Raw genomic sequence first — 16,395 nt, 5'->3', positions numbered from 1 at the left:
AGGCCGTTTTCTTTTGTCCGGTGGCCCGTTCAACTTTGCGAGCTTCAACCGCGCTGCACCCAGATTACCTTGCCGCCCTGAATGCCCAGATTGCGGCGCTCTTCTCGGTAGTCCATCGTGCCGGGCAGGGCTTTGCCGTCGCGCTCGCTGATGCGCCAGAGGCAGCCGCTGAGCAAGGAGGCGGCCTCTTGTTCGGATTTGCCGATCAAGGCGTCATCGGAACTGGCGGCTGTCTGGCACGTGGCGGCAGGCGATGTGTGCTCGGCCATCTTGGATTCCCCCGCATTCTTGGTGTGTTCTAAGCCTGCCGTCGAGCAACCGACCATGCCTGCCATTGCGGCAATCGTGGTGAGCAGCATTGCTAAGCGCGTCATACAACCTCCGTCTGATATCGCTGTGGCGAGCACTCTCACGTGATGCGCTCGATCGCGATTGCAGTGTACCGATACCGACTTGCGAGGCGCCGCACATCGGGTTGTTGCCGCCGTGCAATGGGCTTCGCGACACCTCCAAGAAAACGCTTGCCGCCGTCAACGAGACTTTGTTACTCTGCGCCCCGTCATAGCTACGGAGTGCATCTCCATGGACAGTTGTTCTAGTCGATCCTCGATCGCACATTGAACGGCTAGACAGTCTCGGCGCACCGTCTTCGCGCCTCACCACTGCCTAGCCGTATTGCACGGCGGGCGGTGGCGCTTGCGTAGGTTCTCTACGCAAGTCACTTCCTGAATTCGATTGTTGTATCCGGCACAGCCGCGTGGCTGCGTGCGTTTGCGCGCGCCATGATGCGGCGTGGCCGGCGTTCGCCTACGCCTGTCAGAGAAACGGGCGGGGGAGGTCTCATGCTGTTTCTTTCGACGCTGGAGTACGTTTGGGTGGCGGTGTGTCCGCTGGTTTGGGTTCGTGTGCTGATGGGCGCGGCGGCCGTTGTGTCGGTGATGTCGATGGCGCAGGCGGCGGGTGTACCCCCTTCAGCGGATGACTTTCCACGCATCGCCAGCGGCGAACTGGACGACCGTTTCGGTTTCCATGGCCAAACCACCTATGTGTGGCAACGCAAACCTGCATTCGACGCTGCGTACAGCGGCGGTAACAGCCTCGGCGCCGCGCGCGCCAAAAGCTATTCCTTCACGGCCACGCTCGACCTAGGCATGCGCTTGTGGAAGGGCGCCGAGTTCCATTTCAACCCGGAGGTCGCGCAGGGCGTGGCGTTTTCTGAGCTGCATGGCCTTGGCGGCTTGCCCAACGGGGAGCTGGCCAAGACGGCCGGGACGAATCCCACGCTGTATCGTGCTCGCACTTTCCTGCGCCAGACGTGGGGTCTGGATGGCGGCACGGAAAAGGTCGACGCCGATTTCAACCAGTTCGCCAACGTCGTCGACAAGCGCCGCGTGGTGCTGACTGCCGGCAACTTTGCCGTGCCCGATGTGTTCGATGCGGTGTCCTATGCGCAAGACCCGCGCACGCAGTTCTTGAACTGGTCGTTCATGGCGCATCCGTCGTTCGACTACCCCGCCGATGCGCGTGGCTACAACTGGGGCGTGGCGCTTGAGTACATCGATAGCGAGAACGGTTGGGCCGTGCGCGCCGGCCGTTTCCTGCAGCCGGAGCAATCGAACGGTTTGCCACTCGACACGCGTTTCCTCAAGCACTACGGCGACATCCTCGAGCTGGAGAAGCGCTACACGCTGTTCGGTCAGGAAGGCACGGCGCGGTTGCTCGGTTGGCGCAACCAGGCGCGCATGGGCCGGTTTGACGATGCGATGGCGCTGGGCGCGGTCATTGGTGCAGCGCCCGATGTCGGGCTGGTGCGCAAGGCGCACGCAAAGCTGGGCGTTGGCGTCTCGTTCGAACAGAAAGCCGGCGACAACCTCGGCCTGTTCGCACGCCTGAACTGGTCCGACGACAAGACCGAAACGTACGCCTTTACCGAAGTCGGCCGGAGCGTCTCGTTTGGCGGATTGCTCAAGGGCGCCGCTTGGCAACGTACGAACGATGTGCTGGGCGTGGCCGTCGCGGTGAATATGCTGGGGCCGGATCACCGCGCCTATCTGGCCGCGGGCGGCAGCGGCGCGTTCCTTGGCGATGGCGGCTTGAACTATGGCCCCGAGCGCGTGCTGGAACTGTTCTACAGCTTGCAGATAACCAAGGTCCTGGCGATCAGCCCGGATTTCCAGCTCATTCAGAACCCGGGCTACAACCGCGATCGCGGTCCGGCGAAGTTTGTGGGCGTGCGTGTCCACGCCGAGTTCTAACCGTAGGAGGACCCATATGGACAGTCCGAGTCGACCTTACCGAACGTCTTTTTTCTGCTAGGCGAGTCCGCCGCACGGTTGTTCCCTGCTGCTGACTTGCCGCCCCGGCAAGGCAGCGGTGTCTGCATCGCTCCTTGATCGTTCCGACTAGGCCGCCGCGCGTGTCCCGCGTGGCGATTGCTGCGTGGCGTACGTATGCGCACGTGGCCAGGAGTGTGTCATGCGCAAATTCAATGTTCCCGCCCGTCGTTTCTCGGCGATCGCACTGCCGTTCAGCTCGGTGTTCGTGCAGCCACGCGCTGCTGCACCTGAGCGCACCGACGCCGTACCTGTGACCTCCAATCGCCGGGCAGGTGACGGCGGTCAGCCGCTTTCCAACCACGGTTACGCCGCAGCGGCTGTGCGCCTGTCGCGCACGTACTGGTAATCCAACAACACCACACAAACGGAGGTCGACATGACCCAATTCGCTTCGGGCATCGACGCACCACCACGTCATGCCGCGCTAGACGATGCCCATGTGGGCGACATTCGCGGTGCGCTCGGCACCATCGCGCACCACGATACGGGCGCCCGCAATAGCTGGCGCGCGCGCTTGCGCACGCTGCTCGCCATCCTCGGGCCTGGTCTGATCGTGATGGTCGGCGACAACGACGCCGGCGCCTTCGGCACATACACGCAAGCCGGGCAGAACTACGGCACCACGCTGCTGTGGACGCTGTTGCTGCTCATTCCGGTGCTGTACGTGAACCAGGAGATGGTGCTGCGGCTGGGCGCCGTCACGCGCGTTGGCCATGCGCGGTTGATCTTTGCGCGCTTCGGCAAGTTCTGGGGCAGTTTCTCCGTCATCGATCTGTTCCTGGTGAACGCGCTGACGCTCGTGACGGAGTTCATCGGCATCAGCCTGGCGCTTGAGTACCTCGGCATCCCGCGACATTGGGGCGTGTGCGCGGCGGCGGCATTGGTGATGCTGGCCGCGTCTACCGGAGATTTCCGCCGCTTCGAGCGCTTTGCGCTGGTGCTGGTGGCGGGCAGCCTCACGCTCATCCCGGTGTTCGTGATGGCGCATCCGCCGATGGGGCAGGTGGCACACGACTTCTTCGTGCCGGCGCTGCCAGCGGGTGCACCGCTGGCCGAGGTGATGTTGCTGATCATTGCCATCGTGGGGACGACCGTGGCGCCCTGGCAGTTGTTCTTCCAGCAGAGCTACGTGATCGACAAGCGCATCACCGCGCGTTTCATCCGCTATGAACGCGCCGATCTGTGGCTCGGCATCGTCCTCGTGATTGCTGGGGCGGTGGCGATGATCGCTTTCAGTGCCCAGGCCTTCCACGGCACGCCCGAGTTCGGCAACTACACCGATGCGCTCGGCACGGCGCACGGCCTGGAGCGCCACTCGGGCCGCTGGGCCGGCGTGCTGTTCGCGATTGCGCTGCTGGACGCCAGCATCATCGGCGCGTGCGCGGTGTCGTTGTCGACCGCGTATGCGATTGGCGATGTGTTTGCCGTACGGCATTCGCTGCATCGCAAGCCGACGGAGGCCAAGGGCTTCTACGCCGTGTACTTTGGGCTGACGTTGCTGGCAGCAGGGCTGGTGTTGACGCCAGGCGTGCCGCTCGGTTTGCTGACCAATGCCGTGCAATCCCTGGCCGGGGTGCTGTTGCCGAGTGCGACAGTGTTCCTGCTGCTGTTATGCAACGACAAGGCCGTGCTGGGCCCGTGGACGAACGGCCGCGCGATGAACATCTTCACCGGCGGTGTGGTGGCTGTGCTGGTGATGTTGTCGGTCATCCTTACTGCCGCGGTGCTGTTCCCGGGCATTGGCGAATTCGAGATTGGCGCCATCCTGATCGGCGGCACCCTGATCGCGGTGGTGATGTCGCTCGTGCTATGGCGTATCGAGCGACGTACCCATCGGCCGCATCATCCGCAGCGCGTGAGCGTGCTGGATCGTGACCACTGGACGATGCCCCCGCTCGAGCAACTCACGCCCGCGCGCTGGACGCCACTCAAGCGCACGTGGATGTTCGTGCTGCGCGGTTACCTTGCAGTGGCGGCGGGGCTGGTGCTGGTGCGGATCGCTGGGCTAATCAGCCAGTGACGCAGTCTCAAGGGATGAGAGGGTCACTTTGGTGGCCCTCCCAGATGCGAAGTGTTCTCATCATGGATCCCGCATTTGGGCGCACATCTGGGGGCAACGTCGGGTGCGCACCACTGTGGCTGATTGTCGCAGTGCAACAACATGCACTTTCGATTTGCTTACCCGCAAAGCCACGTAAACCCTAGCCGTACGGCGAGGGCATCACTTGTCAATCGACGCCGTTTTCTATTTGCCTGAGCACATAGCACGATCCGGAGCGCCATCTGGCGGTAAGATCGCGCCCGCATTCCACTCCCAACCGCGCTCCCCCAACGGGCGCATGACGTAGTGCCTGCTCCGACCTTTAACGCCCCCGATCTGTCGTCCGCCGCTTTGTGCGACGCGGCGGCGCTCGACTTCGCCCGTGCCCGACATGAGCGAAGCCCGCCTCGCCAACTGAGGGCGTTGGGTTCAGCTTCTCCCTGACCGGCGCCCGATGTGATCGAAGATCCGCTGCTGCACCCAGGCGTATTCGGGGTGCCGGTAGTTCGATCTTTTCTCATTTCCCGCGTTTTTCCGCCTGTGGCCGCTGTCTGGGCTGCTGGGCTCCCGTGATGTCCGGAAGCATCGCCGGCGCAATTGTGCAAGACATGAAGAACACACTCGTTCCACATATGAAGCGGCTCCTCGCCGCAAGCCTCCCGCTCCTGCTGGCGGGTTGCAACCTGACGGTCCTGGACCCGAAGGGGATGATTGCGGCTGAAGAAAAGACGCTGATCCTGGTGGCGACCGGCCTGATGCTGCTGGTGGTCATCCCCGTGATCGTGCTGACGCTGGTGTTTGCGTGGAAGTACCGCGCGTCCAACACCAAGGCCCGCTACGAGCCGGACTGGTCGCACTCCAACGCCATCGAGGCTGTGGTGTGGCTGATCCCCTGCCTGATCATCATCGTGCTGGGCGTGATCACTTACAAGTCCACGCACGCGCTCGATCCGTACAAGCCGATCGAATCGGATGTGAAGCCCATCACGGTCGAGGCTGTTTCGCTCGACTGGAAGTGGCTGTTCATCTATCCGGAACTGAAGATCGCGACGGTCAATCAGCTGGCGTTCCCGGCCAACACCCCGATCAACTTCAAGATCACGTCCGACACGGTGATGAACGCGTTCTTCATCCCGCAGCTCGGCAGCCAGGTGTACGCCATGGCGGGCATGCAGACCAAGCTGCACCTGATCGCCAATGAGACCGGTGTGTTTGACGGCATGTCATCGAACTACAGCGGCTCGGGCTTCACTGGCATGAAGTTCAAGGCCACGGCCATGACGAACGAAGAGTTCGACGCCTGGGTCAAGCAGGTTCGTGAGTCGTCGCAGAACCTGACCAAGGAAGGCTACGCCGAGCTGTCCAAGCCGAGCGAGAAGGTGCCGCCGGCGGCGTACGCCTCGGTCGACCCGACGCTGTATCACAGCATCCTGCACAAATACATGGACAAGATGGGCGAAGGGGACAAGGTCCTGACGCTCGACGAGGCGCTCGAAGGCGCCAACTGCACGACGGCCACGGCTGAGGCGGCAACGCGTCCGCTGCCGGTGCAGTCCGCCCTGCCTGCGCCCAAGAGCGCGGCCAAGAATTCCTAGGAGTTGACGATGTTTGGCAAGTTGAGTCTGGAGGCCATTCCGCTGCACGAGCCCATCGTGGTCGTGACGGTGTCGGCCATTCTGTTGGGTGGCGCGGGCGTGTTCGGCCTGATCACCTATCTCAAGAAGTGGACCTACCTCTGGAATGAGTGGATCACCTCGGTCGATCACAAGAAGATCGGCGTGATGTACTGCATTCTGGCCATCGTGATGCTGCTGCGCGGCTTTGCCGACGCCATCATGATGCGCTCGCAACTGGCGGTCGCCTCGGGCGGCGGTGCCGGCTATCTGCCGCCTGAGCACTACGACCAGATCTTCACCGCGCACGGCGTGATCATGATTTTCTTCATGGCCATGCCGCTGATGACGGGCTTGATCAACCTGATCGTGCCGCTGCAGATTGGCGCGCGCGACGTGGCATTCCCGTTCCTGAACACGCTGTCGTTCTGGCTGGCTGCCGCAGGTGTGGTGCTGATCAACGTGTCGCTGGGCGTGGGTGAATTCGCTCGCACCGGTTGGCTGGCATACCCGCCGCTGTCGGAGCTGGCGTACAGCCCGGGCGTGGGGGTCGACTACTACATCTGGGCATTGCAGATATCGGGCCTCGGGACATTGCTGACCGGCGTGAACTTCGTCGCGACCATCTTCAAGATGCGCGCGCCGGGCATGACGCTGATGCGCATGCCGATCTTCACCTGGACTGCCCTGTGCGCCAACATCCTGATCGTGGCCGCCTTCCCGGTGCTGACCGTGGCGCTGGCGCTGCTGGGTGCCGACCGCTACCTGGACATGCACTTCTTCACGAACGGTGGCGGCGGTAACGCCATGCTGTACGTGAACCTGATCTGGATCTGGGGCCACCCCGAGGTGTACATCCTGATCCTGCCGGCCTTCGGCATGTTCTCGGAAATCGTCTCGACGTTCTCGCGCAAGAAGCTCTTCGGCTACACGTCGATGGTGTGGGCGACCGCCGGCATCACCGTGCTGTCGTTCCTGGTGTGGCTGCACCACTTCTTCACCATGGGCTCAGGTGCGAACGTCAACGCGTTCTTCGGTATCGCGACGATGATCATCTCGATCCCGACGGGTGTGAAGATCTTCAACTGGCTGTTCACGATGTACCGCGGCCGCGTCGAGCTGAACTCGATGATGCTGTGGACGATCGGCTTCATGATCACCTTCGTGATCGGCGGCATGACCGGCGTGCTGCTGGCCGTGCCGGGCGCTGACTTCCTGCTGCACAACAGCCTGTTCCTGATCGCTCACTTCCACAACACCATCATCGGTGGCGTGGTGTTCGGTTACCTGGCTGGTATCACGTACTGGTTCCCGAAGGCCTTCGGCTTCAAGCTGGACGAGAAGTGGGGCAAGCGCGCTTTCTGGTGCTGGTTCGTGGGTTTCTACACCGCGTTCATGCCGCTGTACGTGCTGGGCTTCATGGGCATGACGCGTCGTCTGAACCATACCGACAACCCGGCATGGCAACCGTGGCTGATCGTCGCTGTGATCGGCGCCGCGATCATCGCCTGCGGTATCGCTTCGCAGCTCATCCAGATCTTCGTGAGCGTCCGCAACCGTCATGCGCTGGCCGATCTGACGGGCGACCCGTGGGGTGGCCGTACGCTGGAGTGGGCGACGTCGTCGCCGCCGGCGCACTACAACTTCGCCCGCGTGCCGGTCATCCATGACATCGACGCCTTTGCAGACATGAAGGCGCGCGGTGAAGTGCTGACGCAGGTCGCGCCGAGCTACGAAAAGATCCACATGCCGAAGAACACCGGCGCCGGCTTCTTCATTGGCATGTTCTCGATCGTGATGGGCTTCGCGCTGATCTGGCACATCTGGTGGATGGCCGTGCTGGGTCTGGTCGGCATGATCGGCAGCTTCATCCTCCGCAGCAACAACGACGACATCGATTACTACGTGCCCGCCCACGAGGTTCACGAGACCGAGTCGGCCTACTTCCAACGTATCGGTTCGCAGGCTTAAACCATGGCTTCCAATGTTCTAGACGGTCACGCCGCGCACGGTCACGCGCAGGGCCACGACCACGCGCATGACCATGCGCACCACCACGATGCCGCAGACACCAAGGTCTTCGGCTTCTGGGTGTACCTGATGAGCGACTTGATCATCTTCGCGTCGCTGTTTGCCACGTTCTGCGTCCTGCGCGGTGCGACGGCGGGCGGCCCGACGGGCAAGGAACTCTTCGATCTGTCGTATGTGGCAATCGAAACCGGCATCCTGCTGGTGTCGTCCATCACCTACGGCATGGTGATGATCAGCCTGCAGAACGGCCGCAAGGACCAAGTGATGCTGTGGCTGGGCATCACCTTGCTGCTGGGCGCCGCGTTCGTCGGCATGGAAATCAACGAGTTCCACCACCTGATTGCAGAAGGCGCGGGCCCGAGCCGCAGCGCGTTCCTGTCGTCGTTCTTCCTGCTGGTCGGCACGCACGGCCTGCACGTGGCGAGCGGCATGCTGTGGATCATCGTCCTGATGTGGCAGATCAGCCGCAAAGGGCTGACCCCGACCCAATCGACCCGCCTGTCGTGCCTGAGCCTGTTCTGGCACTTCTTGGACGTGGTGTGGATCGGCGTGTTTACCGTCGTGTATCTGCTGGGAGCGATGTAAATGGAACAGACCAACGTTTCGACGGGCATTGCCCACGATGATGCCCACGGTCATGCAGCGGGCGGCGCTGGCCATGCCACCGTCAAGGGCTACCTGATCGGCTTCGTGCTGGCGGTGATCCTGACGGCCATTCCGTTCAAGATGGTGATGGACGGCGGCTACTCGCACCAGACGGTGCTGGTGACGGTGATGGCCCTGGCGGTCGTGCAGATCGTCGTGCACCTGATCTATTTCCTGCACCTGGACGGCTCGTCCGCCCAGCGCTGGAACGTGATGGCCTTCCTGTTCACGCTGCTGATCCTGGCGATCGTCATTGTCGGCTCGCTGTGGGTCATGCATAACATGAACGCCAACATGATGACGATGTAACGAGGCCTGGCCTCCGATGCATCGGAAGGGCGCCCCTGGTGGGCGCCTTTTTCTTTTGCTCGTGCGGCCTTGAGCCTTGGGTTTGCCATGCCCCGGCTTTGTTAAACTCGCCGGGTTCGCCATTTCTGCGTTTCCCCCCGCAATTCCGCCATGTCACAGTACGTTTTCACCATGAACCGCGTGGGCAAGATCGTTCCGCCCAAGCGCCAGATCCTCAAGGACATCTCGCTGTCGTTTTTCCCGGGCGCCAAGATCGGCGTGCTGGGTCTGAACGGCTCGGGCAAGTCGACCGTGCTCAAGATCATGGCCGGCCTCGACAAGGATATCGAGGGCGAAGCCACGCCGATGCCCAACCTGAACATCGGTTACTTGCCGCAGGAGCCGCAGCTCGATCCCGCCAAGACCGTGCGTGAAGAGGTTGAAAGCGGCCTGGGCGAAGTGATGGACGCGCAAAAGCAACTCGAAGCGATCTACGCCGCGTACGCCGAGGAAGGCGCCGACTTCGACAAGCTGGCCGAAGAGCAGGCGCGCCTGGAAGCCATCATCGCCGCTGGTGCCGGTGACAACGTGGAATTGCAGTTGGAAATTGCCGCCGATGCACTGCGCCTGCCGCCGTGGGACGCCAAGATCGAGCACCTCTCGGGCGGTGAAAAGCGTCGTGTCGCGCTGTGCAAGCTGCTGCTGTCGCGCCCCGACATGCTGCTGCTCGACGAGCCGACCAACCACCTCGATGCCGAATCGGTGGACTGGCTTGAACAGTTCCTCACGCGCTTCCCGGGCACCGTGGTGGCCGTGACGCACGACCGCTACTTCCTCGATAACGCCGCCGAGTGGATTCTCGAACTCGACCGCGGCCACGGTATCCCCTGGAAGGGCAATTACAGCTCGTGGCTCGATCAGAAAGAGACGCGCCTGAAGCAGGAGGAGTCGAGCGAATCGGCCCGCCAGAAGGCGCTGAAGAAAGAACTGGAATGGGTGCGCCAGAACCCGAAGGGCCGTCAGGCCAAGTCGAAGGCGCGTCTGGCTCGCTTTGACGAGTTGAACAGCCAGGAATACCAGAAGCGCAACGAAACGCAGGAAATCTTCATCCCGGCCGGCGAGCGTCTGGGCAATGAAGTGATCGAATTCACCAACGTCAGCAAGAGCTATGGCGATCGCCTGCTGATCGACAACCTGAGCTTTACGATTCCGCCGGGCGCGATCGTCGGCATCATTGGCCCGAACGGCGCCGGCAAGTCGACGCTGTTCCGCATGATCACGGGCAAGGAGCAACCGGATTCGGGCACCATCAAGATCGGTCCGACGGTCAAGCTGGCTTACGTTGACCAGAGCCGCGACGCGCTGTCCGCAGACAAGACCGTCTTCGAAGAGATTTCGAACGGGTCCGACATCCTGACGGTGGGTCGGTATGAGACGCCATCGCGCGCCTATATCGGCCGCTTCAACTTCAAGGGTGGGGATCAGCAGAAGCACGTCGGCACGCTGTCGGGCGGCGAGCGTGGACGCCTGCATCTGGCCAAGACGCTCATCTCGGGCGGCAACGTGCTGCTGCTGGATGAACCTTCGAACGACCTCGATGTGGAAACGCTGCGCGCACTGGAAGATGCGCTGCTCGAATTCGCCGGCTGCGTGATGGTGATTTCGCACGATCGCTGGTTCCTCGATCGCATCGCCACGCACATCATCGCCTTCGAAGGCGATTCGCACGTCGAATTCTTCCCGGGCAACTACCAGGAATACGAAGCCGACAAGAAGAAGCGTCTGGGCGAGGAGGGCGCAAAGCCCAAGCGGATCCGCTACAAGCCCGTTACGCGCTAAGCGGGGACGCGCGGGTCTTTCGGCCCGCGTTCCCGCTTACGGTGACCGGTCTGCCTCAACCGGCGCAGGCGCGTCGAGGTTGCTGTCAAACTCGACGCGCTTGTGCGAGCCGTCACAGAACGGTTTGTTCAACGAGTGCCCGCAGCGGCACAGCCATGCCTGCCCTTCCTCCACCGGTAATTCGCGTCCGCCCTGGGTGACGATCCGGAAGCTTCCCTTGATGTGATACGGCCCGTTGTTGCGGACCGTGATGACCACGTCGTCGGCCATGGCCGTCTCCTCAGAAGAGGATGCCCTGCATGCGATACGCGAAATGAGCGGGCTTGGCGTCGCGCATCAAGGCCATGAACTGGTCCATGTCCATATGCACGACGTTTTCGTGGTCGCCAGCTTCAAAGTAGACGTCGCCGTGGGTCATCAGGCTGCTGTCGATGTAGGTCGGCATGCCGTAGGCCATGCCCACGGGCGGAACGGCCCCTGCATCGCAGTCCCGGAAGACTTCGCGCAACTCCGATTCATCGGCCAGCGTAAGGTCCAAGCGGCCCGATTCCTTTTGTAGCTCGGACAGATGCAGGTGATACGTGGATGGCAACACGGCCGCAACATAGCCAAGCTTGTCTTCGAGCAGCAGCGTCTTGGCCAGACGGTCGCCCGGGACATGCGCAGATTGTGCGGTTTCAGTGCTCGTGTGGGTATGCGGATGACGAATCACCTCGTACAGGCAGCCCTTGCTGCGCAGGCAGCCGTCGAGGGTGCTGGAGATCGACATGGCGTCCTCCCGTGTGCTGTGCGACCGGTGGCGGGATTGCAGTGGCCGCTACGTCAGCATAGGTCGGTTTGCGGATTGCGCAGGCAGTCGAGCGTACAAAAGTAACGGGCCGCTCGTGCGAGCGGCCCGTGTGCCGATGTGGCTTCCTGTTCGCGTTAGGCGTCAGGCGTTAGCGGTCCCAGCCGCGGTGCCACCCGTGATCGTGGTGCCATTCGCGTTCGCGCCACTCGTGACGGCGCCATTCGCGCTCACGCCAGTCGTCGCGGTCGCGGTAGTAGCCGCCATAGACGACCGGAGCGGGGGCATACACCGGGGCAGGGCGATACACCACAGGCGGCGGTGCATAGACAGGGGCCGGGGCCACGTACACCGGCGCAGGCACGCCGATCGACACGCCGACGTCCACATGGGCCAACGCCGCCGTCGAGGCGCACAGCGCGGCGCCGCCCAGAACGAATGCGAGCAGTGTGCGTTTCATGATGCTTCTCCTTACGGTTGCGAGGCCGGGGCTGATGTGCCGTCGACTTCGTGTATCAAGTTCGTGATGCCATTCTATGAACCGCCGGGCGCTTCAGGTGATACGCAAATCCTACGGATGTAACGGGAAGTAAAACGCCCCACCGGCAAGACACTGGTGGGGCGCGGTATTTCACGTGAGGCGGCTTGTTCAGCCCTGTGCAGGCTCCCAGGCCGTTCGCTGTTCAGGTGACGACCACACCGCCAGGTGCAGCGCTGACAGAGCGAACGGGTCCGACAGCAACACCAGCTTCTGCTTGCCCGTGAGCTTGTCGGGACCGACTTCCAGTGCGTGACGCACATGTGCCTCCCGCACAGCAATCAGGCGTCGGTCGTGCGGAAAGCGCGCGGTGCCAATCGCGCACATCAGTGCGTTGGTGACGGGGTCGACCACGGCTTGGCGGAAGTCCGGCATCGGGGGCGCATTGCGCAGGTGCTTGCGCGTGGCGCGGAGTTCGCGCGGCGGGCGCACTTCCTCGGGGATCATGAACAGGCGCAGGCGCCGCATGCGGCGGCCCAGGCTCACGCGGCTGGAGAACACCGACAGCGGAATCGACACGATCAGCGCGCCCACGACTGGCGAAAGCCACCACAGGAAGCTCGGGTTCAGCCAATACACGATCGCAGCCCAGACGATGCCGATCACGGTGTGCAGGCCATGGCGGCGTACGGCGTCGCCCCAATGGGTTTGCGCGTCCTCACGCGGCGGCGACTTCCAGTGCACCTTCCAGCCGAGGAACGCGGCCGTCACGAAGCGCGTGTGGAACAGCATGCGCACCGGCGCGGCCAGCACCGAGAACGCCGCCTCAATCGCCATCGACAACGCCAGGTGGATCGCCCCGCCAAAGCGCTTCGGCCCCTGCGCCCACAGCACCAGCACGCTCAAAATCTTCGGCAGGAACAGCACGGTGGCGGTGGCGGAAAACAGCGCGGCTGCTTTTTCCGGATGCCACTCCGGCCAGATCGGGAAGAGCTGGCGCGGCTGCGTGAAGTACTCCGGCGCGATCAGCGTGTGCTTGGCCAGCAGGGCCGTCGACAGGATCAGGAACAGGAACCACAGTGGCGCCGACAGATAGGCCATCACCCCGGTGATGAACACCGCGCGGTGCACACGGTGGAAGCCTGGCGCGCCGAACAGGCGGAAGTTCATCAGGTTGCCGTGGCACCAGCGGCGGTCGCGGCCCAGCTCGTCGAGCAGGTTGGGCGGCATTTCTTCGTAGCTGCCGTCCAGGTCGTAGGCGATCCACACGGCCCAGCCGGCGCGGCGCATCAGCGCGGCTTCGACAAAGTCGTGCGACATGATCTCGCCCGAAAGCGAACCCTTGCCCGGAATCGGCGCCAGCGCACAGTGCTTGATGAACGGGTCCAGCCGGATGATGGCGTTGTGACCCCAGTAGTGCGATTCGCCGAGCTGCCAGTAGTGCAGGCCGGCGGTGAACAGCGGCCCGTACACGCGCGTGGCGAACTGCTGGATACGCGCGTACAGCGTGTCGCGGCCGGCGGCGCGTGGGGCGGTCTGGATGATGCCCGCGCTAGGCGCACCTTCCATCAACTGCACGAGGCGCGTCAGGCAATCGCCGCTCATCACGCTGTCGGCGTCGAGCACGATCATGTAGCGGTATTTGCCGCCCCAGCGCCGACAGAAATCGTCGATGTTGCCGCTCTTGCGCTTCACGCGGTGGCGGCGCCAACGGTAGAAGATGCGGCCGAAACCATCGAGCGCGCGGCAGATATGCAGCCACGCATCGGCTTCTGCGGTGCGGATATCCGGGTCGCCGGAGTCCGATAGCACGAAGAAGTCGAAGTGCTCCAGATGCCCCGTGCGCTGCAACGATTCGTACGTCGCGCGCAGCCCCGCGAACACGCGCTGCACATCTTCATTGCAGATCGGCATGACGATGGCCGTGCGCGCGTCGTCCGGAATCGTGGCGTCGGGCGTGGCGCGGCGCGAGATGACGAACCGGTCGCCGTGGAAGGCCAGCAGCAGGAAGCCGGTGATGGCTGTCCAGAAGCCTGCCGACACCCAACAGAACAGCACCGCAAACAGCACGATGATGATGGCCTCGAGCCAGTCGGCGCCGTGGTACGGCAGCACCGTGCTCATCGCCCACGTGGCAGCGACGGTCTGCGCGATCATCAGCGCCAGCAGCGTCAGGCGACGGCGCGAGCCGACGAAGCGCCAGATGCCCTTCGGGTCCGGCGAGTCGGGCGCTTCGTACGGCACCGGCTTCTTGCCGCCGTGCATCCAACGGTCGATGGCCTTGCGGGTGCGCCAGATCGGCCCCAGCACCCATGGCCACGGCACCATCGAGCGACGCGCAGGCGTAGGCCCGGTATCCAGGTGGATGCGGCCTTGGCTGTCGTGCTCAAGCGGCGGCGCGGGCTCGGCAGAGGGCTCCGTCGACGTGGCATCGGCGCGCGTGGCGCCATAGGCAGCATCCAGACGCGAGCCTACAGAAGCGTAGGCCGGCGCATCGGCGTCGAGGGAGGTCGTCTGCGCCGGGTCCAGCCTGGCCAGTGCGTGATGCAGCTTGGCGAGCGCTGCCGCATCGTCGTCGCCGGCCGTGATGTTCGCGTTGCGCAGCAGCGCAGCACGCGCGTCGGCCGCCAGCGGCAGCGCTTCAAGGTAATGGTCGGCCACAGACTGCGCTGTGGCAGGGCTGGTGGAGGGGGCAGTGCCAGCGGCACCGCCAGTCTGGGCTGTCGTCACGTTCAGCCCGGAGGTAACAGGTAGCTCCACGTCTCAGAGAGTCCGGTGCCGCCGCTGCGCAGGTAGCCGCGCATTTCGACGGGTTTATCGTCGTCGACCCGCTTGAGGCGCACGGTCACGCGCCAGCCGCCGGTCGCGGTGTTGGGTTGGCCGAAGATCGATTCGATCTTGCCGTTGGCATCTGCCGAGAACACCGGCTCAACCGGTGCATTCGGCGCGAGCTTCGCCAGCGCGGGGCCTTCAAAGTCGACCACGAAGGCGATCGTATCGTCGGGCTTGCGCTCGTCGGGGCGCTTGGTTGTCCAGCCGTGCGAGCGGCGCGTCTGCGTAACCCATGCCAGCGCCGGTTTCTTGTCGGCGTCTTTCTGCCACAGCAGGCGGTATTCGAGATTGAACGGCTGATGCGGCTTGGGCGGGTTTTCGGGCACCCAGTAGGCGACCACGTTGTCGTTCGTCTCGTCTGGCGTCGGAATCTGCACCAGCTCCACGCGGCCCGCCCCCCATTTGCCGACAGGCTCGACCCACGCGCTCGGGCGCAGTTCATAGCGGTCGCCGATTTCCTGGTAGCTGGAGAACGCGCGGTCACGCTGCATCAGGCCGAAGCCGCCCGGATTGGTCGTCCCGAACGAGCTGACCAGCAGGCGCTTGGGGTTCGTCAGCGGACGCCAGATCCATTCACCCGTGCCGGAAAGCACCGACAGGCCGTCGGAGTCATGCACTTCGGGGCGGAAATCCAGCGCCGGTGCCGGTTGGTTCTCGCCAAAGAAGAACATGCTGGTGAGCGGGGCGATGGCCAGCTTGCTCACGTTCTCGCGCATGTACAGCTGTGCCTTGACGTCGACCGCCGTGTCGCTGCCCGGCTTGATGACAAAGCGGTAGGCACCCGTGGCGCGGCGCGAGTTGAGCAGCGCGTAGATCGTCAGCTCTTTCGCGTTGGCGGCAGGGCGTTCGATCCAGAAATCGGTGAAGCGGGGAAATTCTTCGCCCGAATTGAGTGCGGTGTCGATGGCCAGCCCGCGCGCGGAGAGGCCGTAGACCTGCCCCTTGCCGATGCCGCGGAAGTACGACGCGCCCAGAAACACGATGACCTCGTCCTTGTACTTGGGCGTGTTCATCGGGTAATGCACGCGGAAGCCGGCGAAGCCGAGCTTCTGCAACTGCTTCGGGTCGAGCTTGACCGGGCCGTAGTCGAACAGGCGCGGATCGAAGCGGATTTCGCGCACGCCGGCGGGCGACACTTCGTTGATCTTCACAGGCTGGTCGTAGTACGAACCCTCGTGGAAGAAGCCGAGTTCGAACGGCAGCTTGTCGCGGCGCCAGTACGCCTGGTCGGACTTGAAGCGAATTTCGCGGTACTGGTCGTAGCGCAGTTCGCGTAGTTCTCGGGGCAGGGTGTCGGCGGGCGCCTGGTACGGCTTGGAGGCCAGTTGCTTGGCGCGTACGGCCACATCGTTGAAACCGAAGGCCAGCGCAGCATGCGCCGAAGCCAGCGCCAGCAGGCCCACGGCCAGCCGCGCATAGCCGGCTACCGAACGGGTGCGTGCCGCGCGAGCGGCCCCCGGCATGCGGGAGGAAACAGCGGAGGGAATGTTCAAAATGAGATCGCG

The 16,395-nt window shown here is 63.5% G+C and carries 14 protein-coding genes; 8 read left to right on the top strand and 6 right to left on the bottom strand.

The window, feature by feature from the left end; genetic code table 11:
- Positions 1 to 44 precede the first annotated feature (44 nt).
- Positions 45 to 374 carry a hypothetical protein gene (locus BG83_RS0116850; protein ID WP_024977813.1) on the bottom strand — a complete coding sequence of 110 codons (330 nt, stop codon included), beginning with the start codon at positions 372 to 374 and terminating at the stop codon, positions 45 to 47.
- Between the two features lie 468 nt (positions 375 to 842).
- Between BG83_RS0116850 and BG83_RS0116845 the strand changes: the two genes are divergently transcribed.
- The 8 genes from BG83_RS0116845 (at position 843) to ettA (ending at position 10,793) form a co-directional block, all read left to right on the top strand.
- Positions 843 to 2,255 (top strand): carbohydrate porin, encoded by a 1,413-nt coding sequence (locus BG83_RS0116845; protein WP_024977812.1) that lies wholly within the window; start codon positions 843 to 845, stop codon positions 2,253 to 2,255.
- Positions 2,256 to 2,475: 220 nt separating this feature from the next.
- A complete protein-coding gene (locus BG83_RS0116840) occupies positions 2,476 to 2,682 on the top strand; it encodes a hypothetical protein (RefSeq protein WP_024977811.1) in 207 nt (68 codons plus the stop codon).
- A gap of 30 nt (positions 2,683 to 2,712) precedes the next feature.
- Positions 2,713 to 4,356, top strand: a complete 1,644-nt coding sequence (locus BG83_RS0116835) for an Nramp family divalent metal transporter (protein ID WP_024977810.1) — start codon at positions 2,713 to 2,715, stop codon at positions 4,354 to 4,356.
- A 629-nt stretch (positions 4,357 to 4,985) separates the two neighbouring features.
- Positions 4,986 to 5,972 carry a ubiquinol oxidase subunit II gene (gene cyoA, locus BG83_RS0116830; protein WP_080693692.1) on the top strand — a complete coding sequence of 329 codons (987 nt, stop codon included), beginning with the start codon at positions 4,986 to 4,988 and terminating at the stop codon, positions 5,970 to 5,972.
- 9 nt (positions 5,973 to 5,981) lie between these two features.
- Positions 5,982 to 7,961 (top strand): cytochrome o ubiquinol oxidase subunit I, encoded by a 1,980-nt coding sequence (gene cyoB / locus BG83_RS0116825; protein WP_024977808.1) that lies wholly within the window; start codon positions 5,982 to 5,984, stop codon positions 7,959 to 7,961.
- Positions 7,962 to 7,964: 3 nt separating this feature from the next.
- Positions 7,965 to 8,606 carry a cytochrome o ubiquinol oxidase subunit III gene (cyoC, locus tag BG83_RS0116820; protein WP_024977807.1) on the top strand — a complete coding sequence of 214 codons (642 nt, stop codon included), beginning with the start codon at positions 7,965 to 7,967 and terminating at the stop codon, positions 8,604 to 8,606.
- Positions 8,607 to 8,975, top strand: coding sequence for a cytochrome o ubiquinol oxidase subunit IV (locus BG83_RS0116815; RefSeq protein ID WP_024977806.1), 369 nt, complete (start codon positions 8,607 to 8,609; stop codon positions 8,973 to 8,975). It abuts the gene before it with no gap.
- Between the two features lie 150 nt (positions 8,976 to 9,125).
- The gene (gene ettA, locus BG83_RS0116810) at positions 9,126 to 10,793 is read left to right on the top strand and encodes an energy-dependent translational throttle protein EttA (RefSeq protein ID WP_024977805.1); all 1,668 of its coding nucleotides are present in this window, start codon (positions 9,126 to 9,128) and stop codon (positions 10,791 to 10,793) included.
- Positions 10,794 to 10,829: 36 nt separating this feature from the next.
- Here ettA and BG83_RS0116805 read toward each other — a convergent pair whose 3' ends face one another.
- The 5 genes from BG83_RS0116805 to BG83_RS0116785 all read right to left on the bottom strand — a co-directional run bounded on the left by BG83_RS0116805 (position 10,830) and on the right by BG83_RS0116785 (position 16,353).
- Complete coding sequence (locus BG83_RS0116805) at positions 10,830 to 11,063, bottom strand: CDGSH iron-sulfur domain-containing protein (protein ID WP_024977804.1); 234 nt, start codon at positions 11,061 to 11,063, stop codon at positions 10,830 to 10,832.
- A 10-nt stretch (positions 11,064 to 11,073) separates the two neighbouring features.
- On the bottom strand, positions 11,074 to 11,562 hold the full coding sequence (locus tag BG83_RS0116800) for an aminoacyl-tRNA deacylase (protein ID WP_024977803.1): 489 nt from the start codon (positions 11,560 to 11,562) through the stop codon (positions 11,074 to 11,076).
- A gap of 169 nt (positions 11,563 to 11,731) precedes the next feature.
- Positions 11,732 to 12,040, bottom strand: coding sequence for a hypothetical protein (locus BG83_RS0116795; RefSeq protein WP_024977802.1), 309 nt, complete (start codon positions 12,038 to 12,040; stop codon positions 11,732 to 11,734).
- Positions 12,041 to 12,229: 189 nt separating this feature from the next.
- On the bottom strand, positions 12,230 to 14,818 hold the full coding sequence (gene mdoH / locus BG83_RS0116790; protein ID WP_024977801.1) for a glucans biosynthesis glucosyltransferase MdoH: 2,589 nt from the start codon (positions 14,816 to 14,818) through the stop codon (positions 12,230 to 12,232).
- Positions 14,791 to 16,353 carry a glucan biosynthesis protein G gene (locus tag BG83_RS0116785; RefSeq protein ID WP_024977800.1) on the bottom strand — a complete coding sequence of 521 codons (1,563 nt, stop codon included), beginning with the start codon at positions 16,351 to 16,353 and terminating at the stop codon, positions 14,791 to 14,793. The genes mdoH and BG83_RS0116785 overlap by 28 nt, the downstream gene beginning before the upstream one ends.
- Positions 16,354 to 16,395 lie beyond the last annotated feature (42 nt).

The organism is Ralstonia pickettii (assembly GCF_000607165.1).
GTDB lineage: Bacteria > Pseudomonadota > Gammaproteobacteria > Burkholderiales > Burkholderiaceae > Ralstonia > Ralstonia holmesii.
This window is presented reverse-complemented; position numbering and strand designations above follow the sequence as displayed.

Excerpts from the sequence above, each read along its gene's own strand:
- cyoB (WP_024977808.1), top strand. The coding sequence starts at position 5,982 with ATGTTTGGCAAGTTGAGTCTGGAGGCCATTCCGCTGCACGAGCCCATC.
- BG83_RS0116845 (WP_024977812.1), top strand. The coding sequence starts at position 843 with ATGCTGTTTCTTTCGACGCTGGAGTACGTTTGGGTGGCGGTGTGTCCG.
- cyoC (WP_024977807.1), top strand. The coding sequence starts at position 7,965 with ATGGCTTCCAATGTTCTAGACGGTCACGCCGCGCACGGTCACGCGCAG.
- BG83_RS0116850 (WP_024977813.1), bottom strand. The coding sequence starts at position 374 with ATGACGCGCTTAGCAATGCTGCTCACCACGATTGCCGCAATGGCAGGC.
- BG83_RS0116835 (WP_024977810.1), top strand. The coding sequence starts at position 2,713 with ATGACCCAATTCGCTTCGGGCATCGACGCACCACCACGTCATGCCGCG.
- cyoA (WP_080693692.1), top strand. The coding sequence starts at position 4,986 with ATGAAGAACACACTCGTTCCACATATGAAGCGGCTCCTCGCCGCAAGC.
- BG83_RS0116805 (WP_024977804.1), bottom strand. The coding sequence starts at position 11,063 with ATGGCCGACGACGTGGTCATCACGGTCCGCAACAACGGGCCGTATCAC.
- BG83_RS0116795 (WP_024977802.1), bottom strand. The coding sequence starts at position 12,040 with ATGAAACGCACACTGCTCGCATTCGTTCTGGGCGGCGCCGCGCTGTGC.
- ettA (WP_024977805.1), top strand. The coding sequence starts at position 9,126 with ATGTCACAGTACGTTTTCACCATGAACCGCGTGGGCAAGATCGTTCCG.
- BG83_RS0116840 (WP_024977811.1), top strand. The coding sequence starts at position 2,476 with ATGCGCAAATTCAATGTTCCCGCCCGTCGTTTCTCGGCGATCGCACTG.
- BG83_RS0116815 (WP_024977806.1), top strand. The coding sequence starts at position 8,607 with ATGGAACAGACCAACGTTTCGACGGGCATTGCCCACGATGATGCCCAC.
- BG83_RS0116800 (WP_024977803.1), bottom strand. The coding sequence starts at position 11,562 with ATGTCGATCTCCAGCACCCTCGACGGCTGCCTGCGCAGCAAGGGCTGC.
- BG83_RS0116785 (WP_024977800.1), bottom strand. The coding sequence starts at position 16,353 with ATGCCGGGGGCCGCTCGCGCGGCACGCACCCGTTCGGTAGCCGGCTAT.